Raw genomic sequence first — 21,975 nt, 5'->3', positions numbered from 1 at the left:
AGACCGAGCTGTACATGTTTTCTAAACCCCTATACAGACACGAAAAACTCTACTTAAAATAAGCAATTAAGGAATTAAAAACGATCGTACATTACGCTACCAAATCCTCATCTTGACGCAAGAACTCTACCATTAATAGACCACGCAAACAGTCAATCAATGTTAGAAAGATGTATGTTTGTTGACACGTTGGGCCTTCCATATTCGTTTCGGCGGCTATCTGAGAAACTGCTATACGGCACGCCCACTGATCCTGTTCGTTTAAACAAAGTCGATATCGCCAAGCGTTGCTGCTCCGTTCACTATCAACGTATCGAAATCACCACCATCAAGGAAAAGGTAGGTTGTCGATCCGGTGCTGAAGTCGAACGACACGGTACTCCCAGCAAGGTCGATAAGGTCTTCGCCAGGCGTGTAGTCGGCTATGTTACCAATTTCCCGACCGGCACCACCCGCCGTTGAACTGAAAACGAAGATATCGGCTCCGGCACCGCCCGACATAAAGTCGAATGCTCCGCCATTGCCAACGATGATGTCTTCGCCGGCAGTACCGATCAGAACATCGCTGCCAGCGGTACCCTCAACCAAGTTTGGTCCGCTGCCACCTTCGTCGACGTCGTTGACGGAGACCTCAATATCCTGCGTTACGAGGTCTGTGCCATCGAACACACCCACAGTCAGGGCATAGATGTTGTCCGCGTTGCTATCCAACGGAGCTTCGAAATCCGGTGCGCTGAGGAAGCTCAGAGCGCCCGTTCCAGCGTCGATGTCAAACAGTGTTCCGTCCACGCCACCCTCGATCGAGTAAGTCAGGACGTCACTGATGTCGACATCTGCCGCTACGACGAGCCCAACATCCGTCAGGTTTTCGTCAATGGCGAATTGCGCATCCGACAAAAACTCAGGTGCGTCATTCACGCCTTCTATAGTGACGGTCACCGTCGCCGTATCAAAGCCCCCAATGCCGTCAGAGATCGTGTAGTTGAAGGTATCCGACGCGACTTCGCCTCCAGCCAGGAAATCAAACTGACCGTTCGGATCATAGTTGAATGTACCATTGGTGTTGTCAGTGACCGTTCCCGCTGTCCCCGTCGTGTCGATCGACTGAACTGTGGGCGTGTCCGACGTATCCGGGTCGTTGTCATTCCCAAGAACGCTCACCGTCGTGAAGGACGTATTCTCATCCGTCTCGAACCCGGTCCCAATGTCATCCACCGCAACCGGCGCGTCGTTCACGCCATTGATCGAGACTGTTACCGTTGCTGTGTCGGTGCCGCCGTTGCCGTCACTGATCGTGTATGTGAACGAGTCCGTCGCAGTCTCACCCACAGCCAACGAGTCAAACTGGCCATTCGGGTCGTAGTCAAAGGCGCCCGCGGCGTTCATGGTCAGCAAGGCACCCGACACAAGTGTGATCGCCCCTGCTCCCAAAGGCGTGCCATTGACGGCCGTCACCGTCCGTCCGTCCGTTGTGTCCGGATCGTTGTCTGACCCGTTGCCGTTATCATCGAGCACATTGCCACTCAACACAGTCTCTTCGTCCGTGACGAAATCATCATCCAATGCGTCCGGCGCGTCGTTCGCGCCGTTCACCAGGATGGAGACGGTCGCCGTGTCCGTCCCGCCGTTTCCGTCAGAGACCGTATAGGTGAACGTGTCCGTCGCAGACTCGCCCACCGCCAGGAAGTTGAACGCAGCAGTCGGGTCGTAGCTGAACGTCCCGTCCAGATTGTCGGTCACCGTCCCCAGCGTCCCCGTCGTGTCGATCGAGGCGATCGACAGCGTATCCGACGTATCCGGATCGCTGTCGTTCCCCAACAGACCGGAGATCGTCAGCGGCGTGTCTTCGTCCGTCGTGCGGTCGTCGTCAACCGCGTCCGGCGCGTCGTTCACACCGTCAACTCTGACCGATACGGTCGCCGTGTCGGTCCCGCCGTTCCCATCAGAGACCGTATAGGTGAACGTGTCCGTCGCAGACTCGCCAACCGCAAGGGACTCGAACTGGCCGGTCGGATCGTAGCTGAACGTCCCGTCCAGATTGTCGGTCACCGTCCCCAGCGTCCCCGTCGTGTCAAACGAGGCGATCGACAGCGTATCCGACGTATCCGGATCGCTGTCGTTCCCCAACAGACCGGAGATCGTCAGCGGCGTGTCTTCGTCCGTCGTACGGTCGTCGTCCACCGCGTCCGGCGCATCGTTCACACCGTTCACCAGGATGGAGACCGTCGCCGTGTCGGTTCCGCCGTTTCCGTCAGAGACCGTATAGGTGAACGTGTCCGTCGCAGACTCGCCCACCGCCAGGAAGTTGAACGCAGCAGTCGGGTCGTAGCTGAACGTCCCGTCCAGATTGTCGGTCACCGTCCCCAGCGTCCCCGTCGTGTCGATCGAGGCGATCGACAGCGTATCCGACGTATCCGGATCGCTGTCGTTCCCCAACAGACCGGAGATCGTTAGCGGCGTGTCTTCGTCCGTCGTACGGTCGTCGTCCACCGCGTCCGGCGCATCGTTCACACCGTTCACCAGGATGGAGACCGTCGCCGTGTCGGTTCCGCCGTTTCCGTCAGAGACCGTATAGGTGAAGGTATCCGTCGCGGACTCGCCCACCGCCAGGAAGTTGAACGCCGCGGTCGGGTCGTAGCTGAACGTCCCGTCCAGATTGTCGGTCACCGTCCCCAGCGTCCCCGTCGTGTCGATCGAGGCGATCGACAGCGTGTCCGACGTATCCGGATCGCTGTCGTTCCCCAACAGACCGGAGATCGTCAGCGGCGTGTCTTCGTCCGTCGTACGGTCGTCGTCCACCGCGTCCGGCGCATCGTTCACACCGTTCACCAGGATGGAGACCGTCGCCGTGTCGGTTCCGCCGTTTCCGTCAGAGACCGTATAGGTGAACGTGTCCGTCGCAGACTCGCCCACCGCCAGGAAGTTGAACGCAGCAGTCGGGTCGTAGCTGAACGTCCCGTCCAGATTGTCGGTCACCGTCCCCAGCGTCCCCGTCGTGTCGATCGAGGCGATCGACAGCGTATCCGACGTATCCGGATCGCTGTCGTTCCCCAACAGACCGGAGATCGTCAGCGGCGTGTCTTCGTCCGTCGTACGGTCGTCGTCCACCGCGTCCGGCGCATCGTTCACGCCGTTCACCAGGATGGAGACCGTCGCCGTGTCGGTTCCACCGTTTCCGTCAGAGACCGTATAGGTGAAGGTATCCGTCGCGGACTCGCCCACCGCCAGGAAGTTGAACGCCGCGGTCGGGTCGTAGCTGAACGTCCCGTCCAGATTGTCGGTCACCGTCCCCAGCGTCCCCGTCGTGTCGATCGAGGCGATCGACAGCGTGTCCGACGTATCCGGATCGCTGTCGTTCCCCAGCAGACCGGAGATCGTCAGCGGCGTGTCTTCGTCCGTCGTACGGTCGTCGTCCACCGCGTCCGGCGCGTCGTTCACACCGTCAACTCTGACCGATACGGTCGCCGTGTCGGTTCCGCCGTTTCCGTCAGAGACCGTATAGGTGAACGTGTCCGTCGCAGACTCGCCCACCGCAAGGGACTCGAACTGGCCGGTCGGATCGTAGCTGAACGTCCCGTCCAGATTGTCGGTCACCGTCCCCAGCGTCCCCGTCGTGTCAAACGAGGCGATCGACAGCGTATCCGACGTATCCGGATCGCTGTCGTTCCCCAACAGACCGGAGATCGTCAGCGGCGTGTCTTCGTCCGTCGTACGGTCGTCGTCCACCGCGTCCGGCGCATCGTTCACACCGTTCACCAGGATGGAGACCGTCGCCGTGTCGGTTCCGCCGTTTCCGTCAGAGACCGTATAGGTGAACGTGTCCGTCGCAGACTCGCCCACCGCCAGAGACTCAAACTGACCGTTCGGGTTGTAGTCGAACGTTCCGTCGAGATTGTCAGTCACCGTTCCCAACGTCCCCGTCGTGTCGATCGACTGAACCGAAAGAACATCGCCGGCGTTCGGATCGCTGTCATTGGGGAGGACATTCGCGGTCGTAAAGGCGGTGTCCTCGTCGGTTGAGAATCCCGCCCCCGAGTCGTCCGCCGCCACCGGCGGAAGGTTTCCACTGAAGGGATCCAAGGTAATCGAGACGGTTGCGGTGTCCGTACCGCCTTTTCCGTCGGAGATCGTATAGGTGAAGGTGTCGACATCCGTCGGCACCAGAGACGAACTGGTCGTCGGGTCGTAGTCGAACGTTCCATCCGCATTGACGGTCAGGGTCGCGCCACTCGTCAACGTGATGGGTGAGCCCAGATTGGCCGCCAGCCCGTTGACGGCAATCAGCGACAGGACGTCATTGACGTCCGGATCGCTGTCCGGGCCGCCGCCGTTGTCGTTCAGCACTTGGCCGGAGAGACCGACATTGATCGGGGTGGAGAACCCGTCGTCCACCGCGTCAGGCCCATCGTTGACGCCCGAGATCAGGAAGGTTGTGGTCGCGGTGTCCGTCCCGCCGTTCCCGTCCGAAATCGTGTAGGTAAAGCTGTCGCTGGTCTGCTCGCCGACGCCGAGCCCCTCGAACTGCCCGTTCGGGTTGTAGGCCACATCGCCGTTCGCATCGAGCGTCACCAGCGCACCGGACGCCAGCGTGACTTGCACACCGACATCCGCGGCGGCGCCGTTGATCTCTGTCACGGTTAGAGGATCGCCGTCGATATCACTGTCGGCGCCGAAACCATTATTGTCGAGGACGTTGTCGACAACCGCTGTGTTCTCGTCGGTTCCGATCGTGTCGGGCTGCGCAACCGGCGGATCGTTTACGCCGTCCAGATTGACGGTCACGGTGGCCGTTGCAAAACCGCCGTTTCCGTCGGCGATTTCATAGGTGAAACTGTCGACCCCGATGGCCCCCACGGCCAGACTTTCGAACTGACCATTCGGGTCATAGCTGAATGTCCCGTTCGCGTTCAGCGTCAGCAGCGCGCCCGACGGCAAGGTCAGGGGCACGCCAACGTCCGCAGCCGCGCCATTGACGGCGGATACGGTTAGCGCATCACCGTCCGGGTCGAAATCCGCGCCCGCGCCATTGTCGACCAGCACCGATCCGGAGACACTGGTATCCTCGTTTGTCGTGAACGAATCGTCCTGCGCAACGGGCGCGTCGCCATTGCCCTGAATTGTCACGTTCACCGTTGCCGACGAAGCGACGCCGCTTGCGTCTTCAATCGTGTAGGTAAAGCTGTCCGACGCGATTTCGCCGGAGTTCAGGAACTCGAACTGGCCGTTGGCGTCATAGACGAATGTACCCGATGCATTCAGCGTGAGCAGTGCACCGGACAACAAGGTTACCGGCGACCCGACAGAGGCGGGATTGCCGTTCACCGCTGTGACCGTCAGCGTGTCGCCATTGTCCGGGTCGCTATCCGCCCCGTTTCCGTTGTCGGCCAAAACGTTGCCGTTTAGGGCAAGGTCCTCACTCGCCGTCACGTCGTCGTCGGCCGCCGTCGGACCGTCGTTGACACCCGAAATCGTCAGCGAAAGTGTCGCAATATCCGTCCCACCGTTGCCGTCCGAGATCGTATAGGTCAGGCTGTCGCTTCCGTTCTGACCGACGCCCAAACTGATGAACTGTCCGTTGGGATCGTATGTGAAAGTCCCATCGGCGTTCAGCGTGATCAGCGCGCCCGACGGAAGAGTCGTTTGAGTGTTGATGGCCAAAGCGGATCCATTGACCTCGGTCACGCTGAGCGCGCCGCCATCGATATCCGTATCGTTGGTCAAGACGTTCCCCGCAACAGCCGTCTTTTCGTCGGTCGATGCGCTGTCGCCAACCGCGTCAGGCGGATCGTTTACCCCGGAGATATTGATCGTGACCGTTTCGCTGTCGGAGCCGCCGTTCCCGTCTTCGATCGTGTAGGTAAAACTGTCGATACCCGTGTCACCCACGCCCAGCGATTCAAACTGGCCGTTAGGGTCGTATGTGAAAGTTCCGTCGCTGTTGAGAGTCAACCGCGCCCCAGAGGACAGTGTGATAAGTGAGCCCACATCGGACACCGACCCGTTCACCTGCGTCACGGTCAGCGTATCGCCGTCCGCATCGGAATCCGGCCCGGCGCCGTTGTCGGCAAGCACGTTGCCGCCGGTAAGGGTAGTTTCCTCGTCTGTCGTAAATGTATCGGGATGCGCCACTGGCGCGTCGTTCACATTGTTCACAGTAATGTTGACGGTCGCCGTATCCGTGCCACCGCGGCCGTCGGAAATGTCGTAGGTAAAACTGTCGACCCCGGCCAGCGGGAACGCCCCCGTCGGGTCGTAGTTGAACGTTCCGTTGCTGTTGAGCGTCAACCGCGCACCCGACGGCAAGGTGATCTGGCTGCCGATATCCGCCGCGACGCCGTTCACGGCGGTCACAGTCAACGTATTGGCCGCATCAACGTCGAAATCGGCGCCCAGGCCGTTGTCGTTGAGGACATTGCCGGTGATCGCGCTGTCGTTGTTTGCGACAATCGCATCGTCCACCGCATCCGGCGCATCATTTTGCCCGTCGATGGTAACGAACACCGTCGCGGTGTCTGTCAGACCCGCGTCGTCCTGGATCGTGTAGGTGAAGCTGTCCGACCCGTTTTGGAAGTCGGCCAGACCTTCAAACTGTCCATTCGGATCATAAGCAATGGTACCATCCGCGTTTAGCGTGACGATCGCGCCCGACGGCAAGGTAATCGGGCTACCCACAGTGTTCCCGCCCCCCGCAATGTCCAGAATGGAAATAGGATCGCCGCCTGGATCGCTGTCATTGCCCAGAACGTTTATGTCTTCGGGTGGGCCGTCTTCACTGATGGTGCGGAAATCGTTGATGGCGTTGGGGGCCGCGTTCTGCACCGTTACGGTAAAGGTATCCACCTCGACGGAGTTCGCCGCGCCGGCATTGTCGTCTACCGTCACCGTGACGGTGAAGACGCCTTCAGTGGTGAAAGTGTTGCTGATAGACGGGGTATTGCTGCCGGAGTCGAAAACTTGGTCCGGCACGCCATCGCCGTCGAAATCGACCGAGATCGTCCGGGTATCCGGATCCGGATCGGTCAAGACCAGGCTGCGGGAGAAGAACTGCCCCTCCCCGACCGTTGCATCCGCGCCGGCTTCCAGTCCCGGCGCATCGTTGACCGGGGCGATGTTCAGCGTCGCCTGCACGATGTCGGTGGAGAAACTGGTCCCGTCCGAGCCGGTCCACAGGAAGGAATCCACCCCGTTGAAGTCCTGGAACCCGGTATAGACCAGGTTGTCCGCCAACAGGTCGGCACGGGAAATCTCCTGCCCCGGCAGAACGGGTGACCCCGACAAGGTAAGCGATCCCGGACTCGGCAACAGGTCGACGCGCACCGCCTGCAGCGTCTGCCCTTCAGGGTCATTGAAGCCCGCGTCGAAGAAAGCCGCGTCCAACACCAAAGGCGTGTCCTCGAACCCGTCAGCAGAGACGGGGGAAACACTCGGCGCGTCGTTGCCATAGACTTGATAGAAGATGCCACGACCGCTTCCGTCCCCGGCGGTACCGCTGGTATCCGAGGTCCACGCGACGACGAACCCGCCGCCCGGCAGAGCACTGACGGCCGGATCGAATTGATCCGCGGATGTTTCCGTATTCACCTGGAACTGACTGTCGAGGCGGGCCCCGTTTGCGTCATATTGCTGGGCGAAAATGCCGTCAGAACTGCCGTCGGTGAAGTTTCCATCATTCCAGACAACAACGAAGCCGCCGTTGTCCAACGCCGCCACATCCGGCTGTTCCTGCGTAGAAATCCGCTGATCGTTCACCCGGAACTCGCTGACCACCGGCGCACCCGTCGTCCCGTCCAGGATAGTGGCGAAAATACCACTGCCGGACTGGTCTTGGATACTGTCGGTCCAGACGACGGCCAGGTTGCCGTTGTCCAATACTTCGACCCGCGGTTCGAACTGGTGGTTTTCGGCGAAGCTGTTGATCTGGACTTCCGTCCCCACCGGAGCACCGGCAGCATCGAATCGCTGCCCAAAAACGCCGGAGCGATCGCCATCGGCCGTTGCCGGAATCGTCCCAATCGCGGGATCGAAGGTGGTCGAGACTGACCGCCAGGTCACGAAAAAACCGCCGTCGGACAAGGCAGTCACCGCCGGAGTGTCCTGCTCCGACAGAATCTCTGTGTTGATCACGAATTCGGAGCCAGGAACGCCGCTGGCATTGTAAATCCGGCCGATCACACCCTCGCTATTGCCGTCGCCGGCGCCGCCGCTGGTGATCGAGGTCCACACAGAAACCCAGCCGCCGCTATTCGGGCCCAAGAGACCGGCGACATCAGATTCGTTCTGGGTTGACGATGTCAGGACGTTGACCTGGAACTCGCCCGATCCTGCGACCGACGGCGTCACGCCGTCCAGATCAACCGCGACTCCGTTGGCGTCATAGCGTTGTCCAAAAACTCCATTCCCCGAACCGTCGCCGGCGGGAGCGTTGTTTTGCGACGTCCAGGTCACCAAGAAACCACCGTCGTCCAGTGCGGCAATGGCGCTATCGAACTGGCCGCTGTTAGTCTGACTGTTCACCTGGAATTCGTCTGTGGCACCGGAGGCGAGTGCTGTGCCATCGCGAGCAACCGGGTTGCCAATGGCATCGAACCGTTGAGCGAAAACGCCCTCACCGGAACCGTCGCCGGCCGTACCACTGGTCGTAGACGTCCAGGTGATAACGAAGTCGCCGTTCGCCAGCGTCGTGACCGCGGGTTCGTCCTGAGTGGAGGAGGTTTCCGTGTTCGCTTGCCGCTCGCCGCCACGCGGTGTCGCCGCATCGATGGATGGCAGGATCGTCACTTCGACGAGTTGCGGTTCCGAGACCCCGCCGTCGCCATCCGTCAGTTGCACGCGCAGCAGGCGTGTCTCGATCGGATCGTCGGACAGGTTTCGATAGGTCAGATTCTCGACCAGCAGTTCCGCGATTTCCGGATTGGAATTCACATTCATCAGAATTTCGAACGGCGCACCACCCAAGCCGTTCTGCACGATTGTCCCAACAAGTGTGCCATCAACCGACACGTCGTTCCCGACGATGGAGATGCGGTCCGTCTGCCGCAGGCCCAGCACATCCTGGGTCAAGTCGTCCGGGGGGTTGATCTGATCGATCAAAGGCGCGGAGGCGATCACGTTGGAAACCAGGATCGACCCGCCATCGAAATCGGCGGAATCCGAGTCCGACACGGCTGCCGCACCGTTGGCGTCGATCAGTTGCGGGACGGCGTTGACCGTATCCTCAACATAGGTGACCTGGACGTTGATCCCGTCCAGCACCGGCTCCCCGCCGGTCGAGAAGTCCGCCGGATCGCCCAGAATACGCAGGAACACACCGTCGCTTGACCCGTCACCCGCGGTACCGGAGGTGATGGAATCCCACGCCACCACAAAGGCGCCATTCGGCAGCGCCGCAATCGCTGGCGCCTCCTGGGTAGAGGAGGTCTGCTCGTTCACCTGTAGTTGGCCGTCGACGCGATTCCCAAGCGCGTTGTACTGCTGCACGAAAACACCGACACCGGAACCGTCGGTTCCGTTGGAGTCTGAGAACGTAACAGCAAATCCACCGTTGCTGAGTCCTACCACCTCCGCGTCGGACTGTGTGTTATCTACAATTTCGTTGACCAGGAATTCCCGCCCAACCGGGTTACCGGCCAAGTCGAATCGCTGGCCGTAAACACCGAAACTGCTACCAGTAAAACTGAAATCGTCACCGCGGTCGGAAGTCCAAACCACCACATAGCCGCCCGCGATGGCGGCGACGGAGGAGTCGCTCTGGCTTCCAAAAACTGCCGTATTCACCTGGACCGGCGCGCCAATGACCGACCCGTCGGCGGCGAAACGCTGATGGAAGATCCCGTTGAAGCTCCCGTCCAGACTAGGAGCAGTGAAGCTGACGACCGACGTCCCGTCAGAGAGCACCGCAATGGCGGACTGGCTGAAGCTGTTGGATAACGGATCTGATATTACCGTCTCAGACCCCACCGGCGCGCCGCCATCGTTGAAGCGTTGGACCCCGATTTGGTTGACGAAGGTGGACGAATTTCGCCCATCGAAGCTGATGGCGAAGTCCCCGTTGGAGAATGCAGCAATTTGCGGCTCTGTCTCCTCAAAGAAGTTCGGACTGTCGATTACCGACTCTCCGCCGACGGCCGCACCCGAAGCATCATAGACTTGGAAGGCGACGTTCGCAGGGGAGTTATTTTCCCACACCACCGCGAAGCCGCCGGTGGCCAGGCCAACGACCTTGGCTTCCCGCTGATCGGAAATAGTAGTGGTGTTAACCTGGAACTCGCCGCCTATGGCCGCGCCCGATGCATCAAAGCGCTGCGCGAAGACCCCGGCGCTATTGTCGCCGGTGGCGTCCTGGTTAACGGAAGTCCAGACCGCCACGAAGCCGCCGCCGGACAAGTCCGCTATATCTGGGTCGAACTGGTTTCCGGTGGTGAAACTGTTCACCTGGCGTTCGCCGCCTATTATTTCGACGCCGTCGATTTCTGGCGCGATGTCGATGGTAATCGTTTCGCGCAGAACCCCGCCCGCGCCGTCCTGGATTTGCAGCGCGACCAGCCGTTGCGGCAACGGATCGTCGGAAGCGTTGCGGTAGCCGAGGCTTTCAACCAGCAGTTCAACCCTGTCCGGCGTCGCATCCGCATTGAGGCTGACTGCGAAGTCGGCGCCGTCGGCGCCATCCTCGACCAACGTCCCGATCGCCACACCGTCGACGGAAACCACACCAGCCGAGAGCGTCGCGTGGCCACCGGTAACCAGGCCGAACTGGTCCTGCGTCCCGTCATCCTGCCCGGAGAATTGCGGCTGAACCAGATCATTGGCGACGTTGGTCAGGCGCAATTCACCGCCGTTGAAGTTGGCGGAATCTGTATCTCCCAATGCAACCGCCGGGTCCAAGGCGACGAAGTCCGCGAAGTCGGATTCGTTCATACCAACGGTCTGCGACAGGCCGACGATGCCCGGATCGGCAGACGGCGTGCCACCACCTGTCTTGAAGACCTGCTGGAAGACGCCGGTGCTGCTGCCGTCGCCCGCCGTTCCCGAGGTTGCGGAGGAATAGGCGACGATGAAGCCCGCCCCGTCCAACGCCGCAACGGAAGACAGATTCTGGGTGCTGGAGAATTCCGTATTGACCTGGAACTGCCCGTCCACCCGGCTGCCGTCGGCGGCATAGACCTGCGCGAAGATACCCTGGCCGCTGCCGTCAATGCCGCTGTTGTCCGTCCAGGTGACGACCCAGCCGCCGTCGCTCAACCCAACAATCGACGGGTCGAATTGGCTTGAATTCGTCAACTCGTTCACCAAGGTCTGCGCACCGATCGGCCTGCCGTCGTTGGCGTAGCGCTGCTGGAACACGCCGGTGCTGCTGCCGTCGGTTGCGTTGCTGTCTTCCCAAACGACCACGAAATCGCCGTTGGTCAGCGCGGCCACTTCCGCGTTTTCTTGTTCTCCCGCCGTCGTCGTGTTGACCTGGAATTCCGTTCCAATGGGGACGCCAGCGTTCGAGAATAATTGCCCGAACACGCCGTCAGCGTTAGTACCTGGGACGTCCTGATTGCGAGAGGTCCACACCACAACGAACCGGTCGCCTGCGGCCAAGCCGGCCACCGAACTGTCGAACTGAACGTTCGGGGTGAAAGTGTTCGCCGCAAACTCGGTCGCGACCAGATTTCCGGTCGCATCGAAGATCTGGACCCCGATCCCGCCCGAACTGTCGAGGCCCGGATCGTCATAGGTCGCCGCGAACCCGCCGTTGCTCAGCGCGGCCAACCGGACGGCGCTTTCTGAGGTGGTACTTCCATCGTTCAGAAGGATGTTGCCGCCGAGCGGATTTCCATCGGCATCGAAGATCTGCCCGATTGTGGCATTGGAACTGGTATCGCCCGCCGCGAGAGCCACAGGGTCCGCAAAGCTGTCGCTGGTCCAGGAAACCACGAAACCGCCGCCCGCCAGGCCAATAACATCGGGTACGGACTGCGTGAATTCGGTAAAGGAATTGACTTGGAACTCGCCGCCGATGGGCTGACCGTCCAGGTCGTAGCGCTGACCGAAAATACCGGGCTCATCGGCTTGGAACCGGTCCTGATTGCTGGACTGCCAGACGACGACGTACCCGTTCGGTTGGCCCGTGACGGGATCGAAGGTGGTCGCAACCTCACTGTTGGTCTGGGCACCGGGCGTAAAGGTGTTGACCTGTTCCTCGTCGCCGAAGGGCGTTTGCGGACGGACCAGCGTGTTGATCAGGTCGACGGTTACGATCTGCGGACCGCTGGACCCGCCATCGCCGTCGCTGACCTGCAAGACAAGGTCGCGGGAGAGGATCGGATCGGTCGACGGCGTGGAGAAGGCCAGCCGTTCGATCACCTTCTCCACCCGCGGCACGGTCGCGCCAGGCGCAAAATCGATGCGCAGGGGTGAACCGTCGACACCGTTATCCGTGGCGTCGATCGTTCCTACCGTGACGCCGTCGACGGTGACCACGCCGGTAACCGGGTCGACGCTGACCCCGTTGCCGTCCAGCACCCCAAGCTGTTCCTGATCCGCCGCGTTCAAGGCGTTCAACTGCGCGCTTGTCGTTGTTTGCCGCTGCAGGATCAACGAGCCGCCGTCGAAGTCCGGCGAGTCCATATCGGTGAGCGCCAGCGCCCCGTCCTGGTTCAGCAGGACAAGGCCGGCATTCACCGCGACCGCGTCCAAGGTGACCTGTTCGTCGAACCCTTCGATCGTCGGGCTTGCCGCGCCCGCCGGCAGGGGCGGCGCGTCGAACAACCGCTGGAACACGCCGCGCCCGTTGCCGTCACCGGCCGTGCCCGACGTGTCGGACGCCCAGGTGACGGCAATCGTGCCGTTGTTCAGGACGGTGACGTCGGGTTGGAACTGCGAACTGCTGAATTCCTCGTTGATCTGGAACTGGCGGTCGATGCGTTGGCCGGTCGCATCATAAGCCTGGCCGAAGACGCCGTTGCCGCTGCCGTCCGTGCCGCTGTCGTCGGTCCAGACGACGACGAAACCGCCGCCCGGGATCGCCGCGACCGCGGGGTCGGACTGTGTGTTGACGATCGTGTCGCTGACCTGGAAGGCAACCCCGACAGCCGCACCGTCGGCTGCGAAGATCTGGCCGAAGACGCCGTCGGAATGCCCGTCGTTCTCGGTCCAAACGACCACCCAACCGCCACCGTCGAACGCGATGACTGCCGGCTGGTCCTGGCCGGTGGTGGATGCACTGACGGCCTGTTCGTCCGCGCCCAAGGTCAGCCCGTCGATGGAGACGAGTTGCCCGGTCGCGTCCACCCGCTGCATGCGGATATCGCCGTTCTGGTTGTCCTCCCACACGGCCAGCGCGTCGCCGCCCGACAGCGTGGTGATCGCGGGACGGTTCTGGTTTCCGCTGACAGACGTGTTGACCTGGAATTCGCCAGCCGTCGGCGCACCGGATGCATCAAAGACCCGGGCGAATATACCGTTGCTACTGCCATCGCCGGCCGTTCCGGATTGAGCGGACGTCCATATCGCCATGAAACCGCCACCCGTAAGCGGTGCTAGTTCCGATTGGTTTTGGGTCGAGGAGAATTCATCATTCACCTGGAACGCCGATCCGATCGGATTGCTGTCCGGGTCGAACAGCTGGCCGAAGACGCCCTGCCCCGAGCCGTCGCGGGCAGAGGCCTCTGTCCATAGGATGACAAAGTTGCCGTTGCTAAGGCCGCCCGCGCGCGCCTGGATTTGATCGCCAACGGCAATGTCGTTGACCTGAAACTCCGGCCCGACAGCCTGGCCGGCTTCATTGTAGCGCTGCGCGAAAATCCCCCGGTTGCTCGAGCCTGGCTCGTCCTGGAACGAGGAGATCCAGGTTACAATGTAACCGCCGTCGTCCAGCTTATCGATCCGGGGCGCCTGCTGCGTGCTGGTGATGAAAGTGTTGACCTGTTCCTCACCGCCTGTGGGAACCGGGGATTCATCGGTTTGGCTAATGTTGAGGGTGAAGCTGGACGAACTCGTCGATGCCGATCCGTTCGACACTTGGAAGAACATCGACCGGTTGGCCGCGGGACCTTCGTGGTCGATGGCGAAGGTGAAGTTCTCGATCAGGGCGTCGACCGCATCGGCCGTCGCCGCGGCGTTCAGGTCGATCTGCAATTCATTCCCGTCGACACCGTCCGCCGTACCGTTGATCGTCCCGATTGGGACGCCGCCGAAGGTCACGGTCGTGCCGTCGAACCCGATCTGTCCTGCACCTGTGCCTACATCCTGGATTGAGAGCTGTTCCGCGAAACTGCCGATACGGCTCGTCAGGGCTGTATTGTAGTGCAGCCGCACGAACCCGCCGTCGAAGCCGGTCCCGACGAAATCCTCGAAGTCGACCGCGGCGTCGATGACGACCGGGGCCGCCTGCAGCGCATCCTCGTCATACGGGCCTACGGAAAGCGGCTGCCCGCGCTCGGCGACGCCCACGTCGGTGAGGCGCAGGCCCGACCCGCTGGCCGACCCGATGGTCAGCAGGATGGAATCCGGTTCGGTCTGTCCGCCGACGCCGTCGCTGACCAGGAAACCGATGCCCCGCTGCTCGCCCGAAAGGGCCGTGGGGCTGGAGAAGGCAACCTGTTCCAGGATCGCCCGCACCGCCGCCGCATCGGCGCTGGCGTTCAGGTCGACCGAAAGCTGCTGGCCCGCCGTGCCGTCATCGGCGATGGTGCCGACCACGGTTCCGTTGACGGAGACGACCCCGGTCACCCCATTCACGGACACTAAGCCGGTCCCGGCAATTCCCAAGATGTCGTCCGGTTGCCCGTTTGAGGTGTAGTAAATCTCGATCCGGCCACCGGCGAAATTGCCGCCGTCCGGGTCGTCCAGTTGGATCGCGTTGTCCAGCACCGTCAGGCTGGCGTTCACGTCGGCGACGTTCAGCGTCACCCCGAAATCCAGATCACGCAGGATGGGGGAGGTCTGCCGGATGTTGGCCGGATCCTCGAAGACCCGCAGGAAGACACCCGTGGAGGAGCCGTCACCACCGGCGGCACCGGACGCATTGTTCTCATACACCGCGGCGAATCCGCCGGTGGACAACGCGGCGACCGAGGAGTCCAACTGCGAACTTGAGGAAACTTGGTTTACAATCTGCTGGCCGTCCACTCGCTCCCCGGTGGCGGTATAACGCTGGGTGATGACCGCAGTACTGCTGCCGTCCAAGCCGTTGTTGTCCGTCCAGGTTACTTGGAAACCGCCATCGGCCAGGGCCGCCACGTCCGGTTCGCTTTGCGTACCGCTAGTGAAATCGTTGACCCTGAACTCAAGTCCTACAGGCGTGCCGTCGTTCTGATAGAGTTGCGCAAAAACACCAGTACCGGAACCGTCAAGACTTGACTGGTCCGACCAAACAACGACAAATCCACCGCCGTTCAGTCCAACGACCGACGGTTCCTGTTGGTCGCTCGAAGTGTTGGTGTTGACGAGGAAATCGTTCCCGATGGGCACGCCCACCGCATCGAAAATCCGCGCGAAGACACCGTTGCTGCTGCCATCCCCGGTCGCGCCGGAACTGACAGAGGTGAATACGACGACATGCCCGGCATTCGTACCTGTATCGGTGACCAGCGTCGCGACGCTGGGATCGAACTGCGTTGAGGATGTATTGACCACATTGACGACGGTCTGCCCGCCGACGTGTGCACCGGCGGCATCGAATCGCTGGCTGATGATAGAATCGCCACTGCCGTCACCCTGATCGGACCGCCAGACCGCAATGAAACCGCCGTCCGCGAAGGCCGCGATGTCCGGCTCAAACTGACTATTATCGACATCTGCGTTGGTGAGGGGATCGCCGTCGTCGTTGACGATGAATTCGCCGCCGACCTTAGCGCCCGCTGCATCGAACCGTTGCGCGATGATGCCCAGGTCAAAGATCCCGGGTTCGTCCTGACTGTCCCCCTGCCACGCGACGACGAAGCCGCCGTCCGCGGTTGCAGCTATAACCGGACGTTCTTGGGTTAAGGACGTCGTCGTGTTGACCTGGAATTCCTGGCCTACCGGTGCGCCGTCCGCTGCGTACAACTGGCCGTAGACACCGTTGTCGAAAGTTCCGCGGTCGTCCTGGTTGGTTGACGTCCAGACCACGACGAACCCGCCGCCTGTAAGCTCCACAATCTGCGGATCGAACTGACTGTGATCCCCGTGTGCGTTCACGCGCTGCTCGGTTTGCGCGACCAGCGCATTATCCGTCTGCGGAACGATCGACAGGTCAATGAATTCGGTGGGCGCACTAAGCCCGTCGCCGTCGGTCAGGTCGAGCGCGATGCGTCTCGCATCCACCGGGTCGTCGGAGACGTTGGCATAGCCTATTTGGCCAAGCACCGCCTCTACGGCTTCCACCGTGGCCGACGCGTTGAGGGTGAGCACGAACGGACTCCCCCCCTGCCCGTCCGAGGTGATGGTGCCGATAACCACCCCGTCGACCGAAACCGCCGGCCCGGCAACGGTAACCGCACCGTTCCCGTTGTCGCCCGGCACGATGCCCAGCATATCCTGACTGTTGCCATCGGGGCCCGGGAACTGGTCGGTCAACGGGTTCGGGTCGTCGATCCGCAGGGTGAGGACACCTCCGTCGAACCCGGACACCCCGGCATCGCCCAGCGCGATGGTCCTGTCCGGGTCGATCAGGGTCAGCCCCGCATTCAAGTCCGCCTCGTTCAGCGTTGCCGCCTTCGGCACGCCCTGCAGGATGGGCGCGGCGCCCGGGCTGAAGGCCGCCGGGTCGCCGAAAATCTGTTGAAAAACACCATCGAAGCTGCCGTCGCCGGCGCTGCCAGAGGTGGTGGAATCCCAGGTGACCACGAAATTCCCACCGGGCAACGCAGCGGCCGAGGAATTGTTCTGCGTTGAGGAGAATTCCGTATTGATCTGGAATTCACCGTCGATACGCGCACCCGCCGCCGACAGGATTTGGCCGAAGACGCCAGCTCCCGAGCCATCACCGGCCGTCCCGCTGTTGGCGGACGTCCAGGTGACCAGAATATTCCCGTCGCTCAGCACCTGGACATCTGGCTGGTTTTGAGTAGAGCTGCGCTCCTCGTTAACGATGAACTGATCGCTGGTGGGTAGACCTGTGCCGTCGAAGAACCGTGCCGCGACGCCCGCCGCGCTACCGTCCTGTCCGCTGTTGTCTTCCCAGACGACCACGAAACCGCCGCCTGGGAGCGCCGCGATGGCGGAATCGTTCTGCGAACTGTTCGTCAGTTGGTTAACGGGAAGTTCGCCCGTCGCCGGCGTGCCGTCGGTGTTGAAAATACGTACGAACACGCCGTCGCTTGACCCGTCGCCCGCCGTACCGGAGGCAACGGAAGTCCAGGTCACCGCGAAACGGCCGTCCGATAGGACCGTGACGTCCGCCTCGTCTTGGGTGCTGGAGGTTTCCGTGTTGACACGCTGGTCAGTGACGTCGAGCGGCGTTCCCGCCGCGTCGAAGCGGCGGAAGAAGACGCCTGAGCTGTCGCCCGGGCCGCTGCCGCTGTATGCGACGACGAAACCGCCACCGTCCGCCAAGTCGAAGGAACTGACCGCGGCGTCCCGCACTGAGCCGGTGGTGTCGTCGACCACGAACTCGGCTCCAGCCGGTAAACCGGCGGCATCGTAGCGTTGGCCCAGGATCGCGTTCGTTTCCTCCCAGATCACGACCCAGCCGCCGTCCGCCAACCCGGTTACAACGGCATCCGCCGCCGCCGTGGTGTCGCCCGTATTCACCTGGGTTTCGGGGCCGATCCGGTCGCCATCGGCGGAATAGTGCTGCTGATGGATGCCGCCCTGGGTACTGGAAGTCCACACCACGACCCAGCCACCGTCGCCCAACACGGCAACTTCGGAATCAGTTTGATCGTTCGGCGTGAAGGCGTTGACTTGCTGCTCGCCCCCGACCGGCTCCGGGGCAACTGCTTCCGCTTCCTGCGTCAGGGAAATTGTGAAAGGTAGATTCTCGGTGAAGCCGCCGTCGCCGTCGTCCAGCGTCAACAGGTAGGTGCGGTCGGTCCGCGGATTGTCAGACGGATTCTGGTAGGTGAGCGCGGCGACCACCGCTTCCACGCGCTCGACGGTAGCCAAGGGGTTGAAGGTAACCCGCAATTCGCCGCCGGCAGAGCCGTCCGCCGTGATCAACCCAACAACGATACCGTCTACCAACAGATCGGAGCCGACGATGCCGATACGCGGCCCGGCGAAGCTGAGGTTGTCCTGCGACGTATCGTCCGGCGGCAAGTAATCCTCCGCATTCGCATCTGAGTTCAACAATCGGATGCGCAGTTCCCCGCCAGCGAAATCGGTCGAGTCCGGGTCCGTAAGATGAACGAGACCGCCGGGGAAGACTTCTGCGCCCGCCTGCGCGGCGCCTTCGGCGATGCTGAAGGTCTGCTCCACGCCTTCCAACACCGGCTCATCGGAAACCAGGAAACTCGCCGGGTCGGCGATGATTTGCTGGAAGATACCAGTGCGGTCCCCATCCCCGCCCGGACCTACAAAGGACGTCAGATTCGATTCGTAGACGACGACGAGATTTCCGCCCGGCAACGCGGCGATCTGCGAGAAGCCCTGGTTCCCGCCTGATTCCGTGTTCACCTGAAATTTGGAATCGAGCCTAGTGCCGTCGGCGTCGAAGACCTGTGCGAAAAGACCGTCAAAACTTCCGTCGCCCGCCGTCCCCGAGTTTGCAGAATCCCAGGAGATCACAAACCGCCCGTCATCCAAAGCGGCAACGGCGGGACGATCTTGTGCACCCGAGGTTTCGTCGTTGACACGCACTTCCTCGCCGACCGGCACGCCGGCGCTGGTGAAGCGTTGGTAGAACACGCCGTTTCCGCTACCGTCCTGCTCGCTGGACGTCCAGGCGACGACGATTTCCCCGTTCGCCAGTTCCGCAACGACCGGCTGTGTCTGATTGTTCAGAGTCGACGAATTTACCTGAAATTCCGGTCCATCTACGACACCGAACTGATCGATGAAACGGGCGAAAATACCATCTTCACTGCCGTCCCCGGCCAGTCCATTGGTATCCGATGTCCAAACAATAATGGCTCGACCACCGGCCAAGGCCGCCATTTCCGGATCGTTTTGCGCCCCGTCGATCTGTTCGTTTACCAGCGTTTCGCCGCCAACTGGCGCGCCCGTGTTGGTATAGCGTTGCGTGAACACGCCTTGGCTGCTGCCGTCGCCGGCCGCACCGGAGGTGTTTGACACCCAGGTCACCGTATAGCCGCCGTCGGTCAGCCCGACGACCTCGGGATCGAACTGACTGCCGCTGGTTTCCGTGTTAACCCGTACTTCTGTCTCAGCCGGAACCAGGGTGCCGGCTAAGTCATACCGATTCAAGAAAACGCCGGCCCCATCGCCAGGTCCATTACCTTCCCAGGCAATCACGAAGCCGCCGTCGTTCAGCGCGGCGACACTGGCGTCGATCTGAGTGGAAGAGGTGGTCTGGTTGACCTGGAACTCGTCCCCGACCGCAATGCCGTTCGCATCGTAGCGTTGCGCAAAAACACCGCTGCCGCTGCCGTCCTGATTCTGCGACGTCCAAACGACGATCCATCCGCCATCCGTCAGCGTTGCGACCGACGGGTTTGTTTGATCATTGATGAACTGGGTATTCACCTGCGTTTCGCGCCGGGCGAAGCCGTCGATATCGACCTCCGGTGTGATGGAAATATCGACCACCTGGGTTTCCGACCCGCCGCCGTCGCCGTCAGACAGGTGCACCTGGACCGAACGCTCCCCATCCGGATCGTCGGAGACGTTGCGGTAGGTCAGGTTTTCCACCAGCACTTCGATCAGGCCCGCGGTGGAACTGGCGTTGAATTCCACGATCAGCGGCGCGCCGCCGGTTCCGTCGGAAACGATCGTGCCTATTAGGGTTCCGTCCACCGAGACGTCGGCGCCGAAGACGCTTACGCGCGCGCCAGTATGCAGGCCGAATTCGTCCTGTCCGCCGGCATCCTGGATGCCGAAGCCGTCGTTGAGTTCAGTTTTGCTGAGAAGCGACACGGTCAGTCGGCCACCGTCGAAATCGACGGAATCCGGGTCCGACACGGCCGCAGCCCCGTCCAGGTCAAGAAGCTGGCCGGCAGCCGCCTCCGCCTCGGTGAACGATCGGGAATCGGAAATCGCCTCGAGGCCCGGATTGGCGCTGGGCGCAGCAACCAGCACCGGGTCGCCGAAGACACGCTGGAAGACCCCGTCAAGGTCACCATCGCCGGCACTTCCTGAGGTGGTGGAGACCCACCCCACCGCGAAGGCGCCGTCCGCCAGCGCGGTGACGGTAGATTTTTCCTGCGTACTCGAGGTCTCTTCGTTGATCAGGATCTCCCCGCTGGTCGCCAGACCAGTGGCGTCGAACCGGCGTCCAAAGACACCCGTCCCGCTGCCGTCGCCCGCCCCGCCCGAGCTAACGGACGTCCAGGTGACGACGAAGCCGCCGTCGCTGGTTCCCGTCACCGACGGATCGAACTGGGAGGATGAGGTTTCTACATTGACCTGGAACTCCGAGCCCACCGGGGTGCCGGTATTGTCGAACACCTGGCCGAAAACACCGAAGCCGCTTCCGTCGGCATTAAAACTGTCATCCCAGACGACCACGAAACCACCGCCGACAAGGCCAGCGACTTCCGGATCTGCTTGCGATTGGGCCGTCGTTGTATTGACCTGGAAATCCGGACCTAGCGCAACTCCCGCTGCGTCGAATACACGGGCAAAGATGCCGTTCGAAGACCCGTCACCCGTCGTCCCGGAGGTGTTGGACGTAAAGACGACCACATGGCCGGCATTGTCGCCCAGCGCATCAACCAGCGCCGCTGTTTCAGGCTGAGATTGCGTAGAGAGGAAGTTGTCGACGTTGACAACAGTCTCCCCGCCGACCTTGGCGCCGGTCGCGTCGAAACGCTGGCTGACGATGCTCTGGCCACTGCCGTCGATGGCGGAATTCTCCGACCAGGTGACGACATAACCGCCGTCCACGAACCCGGTGACGGAGGGCTCGCCTTCGCTAACGTTGATGCCGTCGTTGACGACGGTTTCGCCGCCCAGCCGGTCGCCGTCCACCGTGAAACGCTGGGCGATGATATCGAAGGTGTTGTCGGCGGGATTGACCTGGTCGCGGGACTGCCAGACGACGACATATCCACCGTCCGCCGTCGCCGCGACGTCAGGCAGGGACTGATCATTTCGTGTGGTCGTGTTGACCAGTATCTCCGGGCCCAGGGGCGCGCCGCCGGCATCGAAACGCCGCGCAACAACGCCGGAACTGTCACCATCTTGTCCGACGGACTGCCACACCAGCACATAGGATCCGTCGATCAAAGTGACCGACCGGACATTGTTCTGACTGTTCTCGGTGAAGCTGTTGACAAGCTGTTCGCCGATCAAGGCCGTGTCCATCCCTACATCCTCCCATTCGCGGCCAGAACCTAAATGGCCCGGCCTCATGGATGTCGTAGGGGGACACTGAAGTGAAATTGACCCGGATTGGAGAGCGATAAGTGTATAGAACCGCTCATGCTTTTTCTATTTCGGTCGGCTTCGATCAAGTACCTGACCAAAATTCATTTTTTTGACAACCCCGACTACACGCCCCCTGTTCCACATCCCTCTATGATTGTATGTCTAAACAATCTTCGGATGCATAACAGTGTTCCGAGTAAAAATTTCGGTCAACGGCAATATCGTAGACAACTCACTTCTCATTTTTAACATCTGTAAAACTTTAAGAGTTATATGGTATTTTCATCCATATTGTGAATATTGGTTCACATTTTAGCGGATTCAAATACCGCTTTTTCCATATTTCTAGCATTACATGTTTTTTAAATCTGCAAGACAATCAAGTAAAAAAGAAAATCAAAATCTCTCTTTTGCGTGCATTCTGTTATTTCTATATATTGTTTGAATAACTTCGAGAAATTCAAAGAGCATTCCCGGCCTGTGGAAGATGCCGCGCCAAATCTGATCCCTGGATCAAGTGCC

Annotated in this window: 1 protein-coding gene; it reads right to left on the bottom strand. The window is 61.2% G+C overall.

All coding sequences use genetic code 11. The features are described 5' to 3' along the window. Positions 1-261: 261 nt before the first annotated feature. On the bottom strand, positions 262-21,390 hold the full coding sequence (locus ACQK2G_RS05710) for an Ig-like domain-containing protein (RefSeq protein WP_425404062.1): 21,129 nt from the start codon (positions 21,388-21,390) through the stop codon (positions 262-264). Positions 21,391-21,975 lie beyond the last annotated feature (585 nt).

It is taken from the genome of Hwanghaeella sp. (assembly GCF_965227365.1).
Taxonomy (GTDB): domain Bacteria; phylum Pseudomonadota; class Alphaproteobacteria; order UBA8366; family Aestuariispiraceae; genus Hwanghaeella.
Note: the sequence above shows the minus strand (reverse complement) of the source record. Positions and strands in the feature narration are given on the sequence as shown.

Bases quoted from the DNA above. Each gene is read 5' to 3' on its own strand.
- ACQK2G_RS05710 (WP_425404062.1), bottom strand. From the start codon at position 21,390: ATGGACACGGCCTTGATCGGCGAACAGCTTGTCAACAGCTTCACCGAG.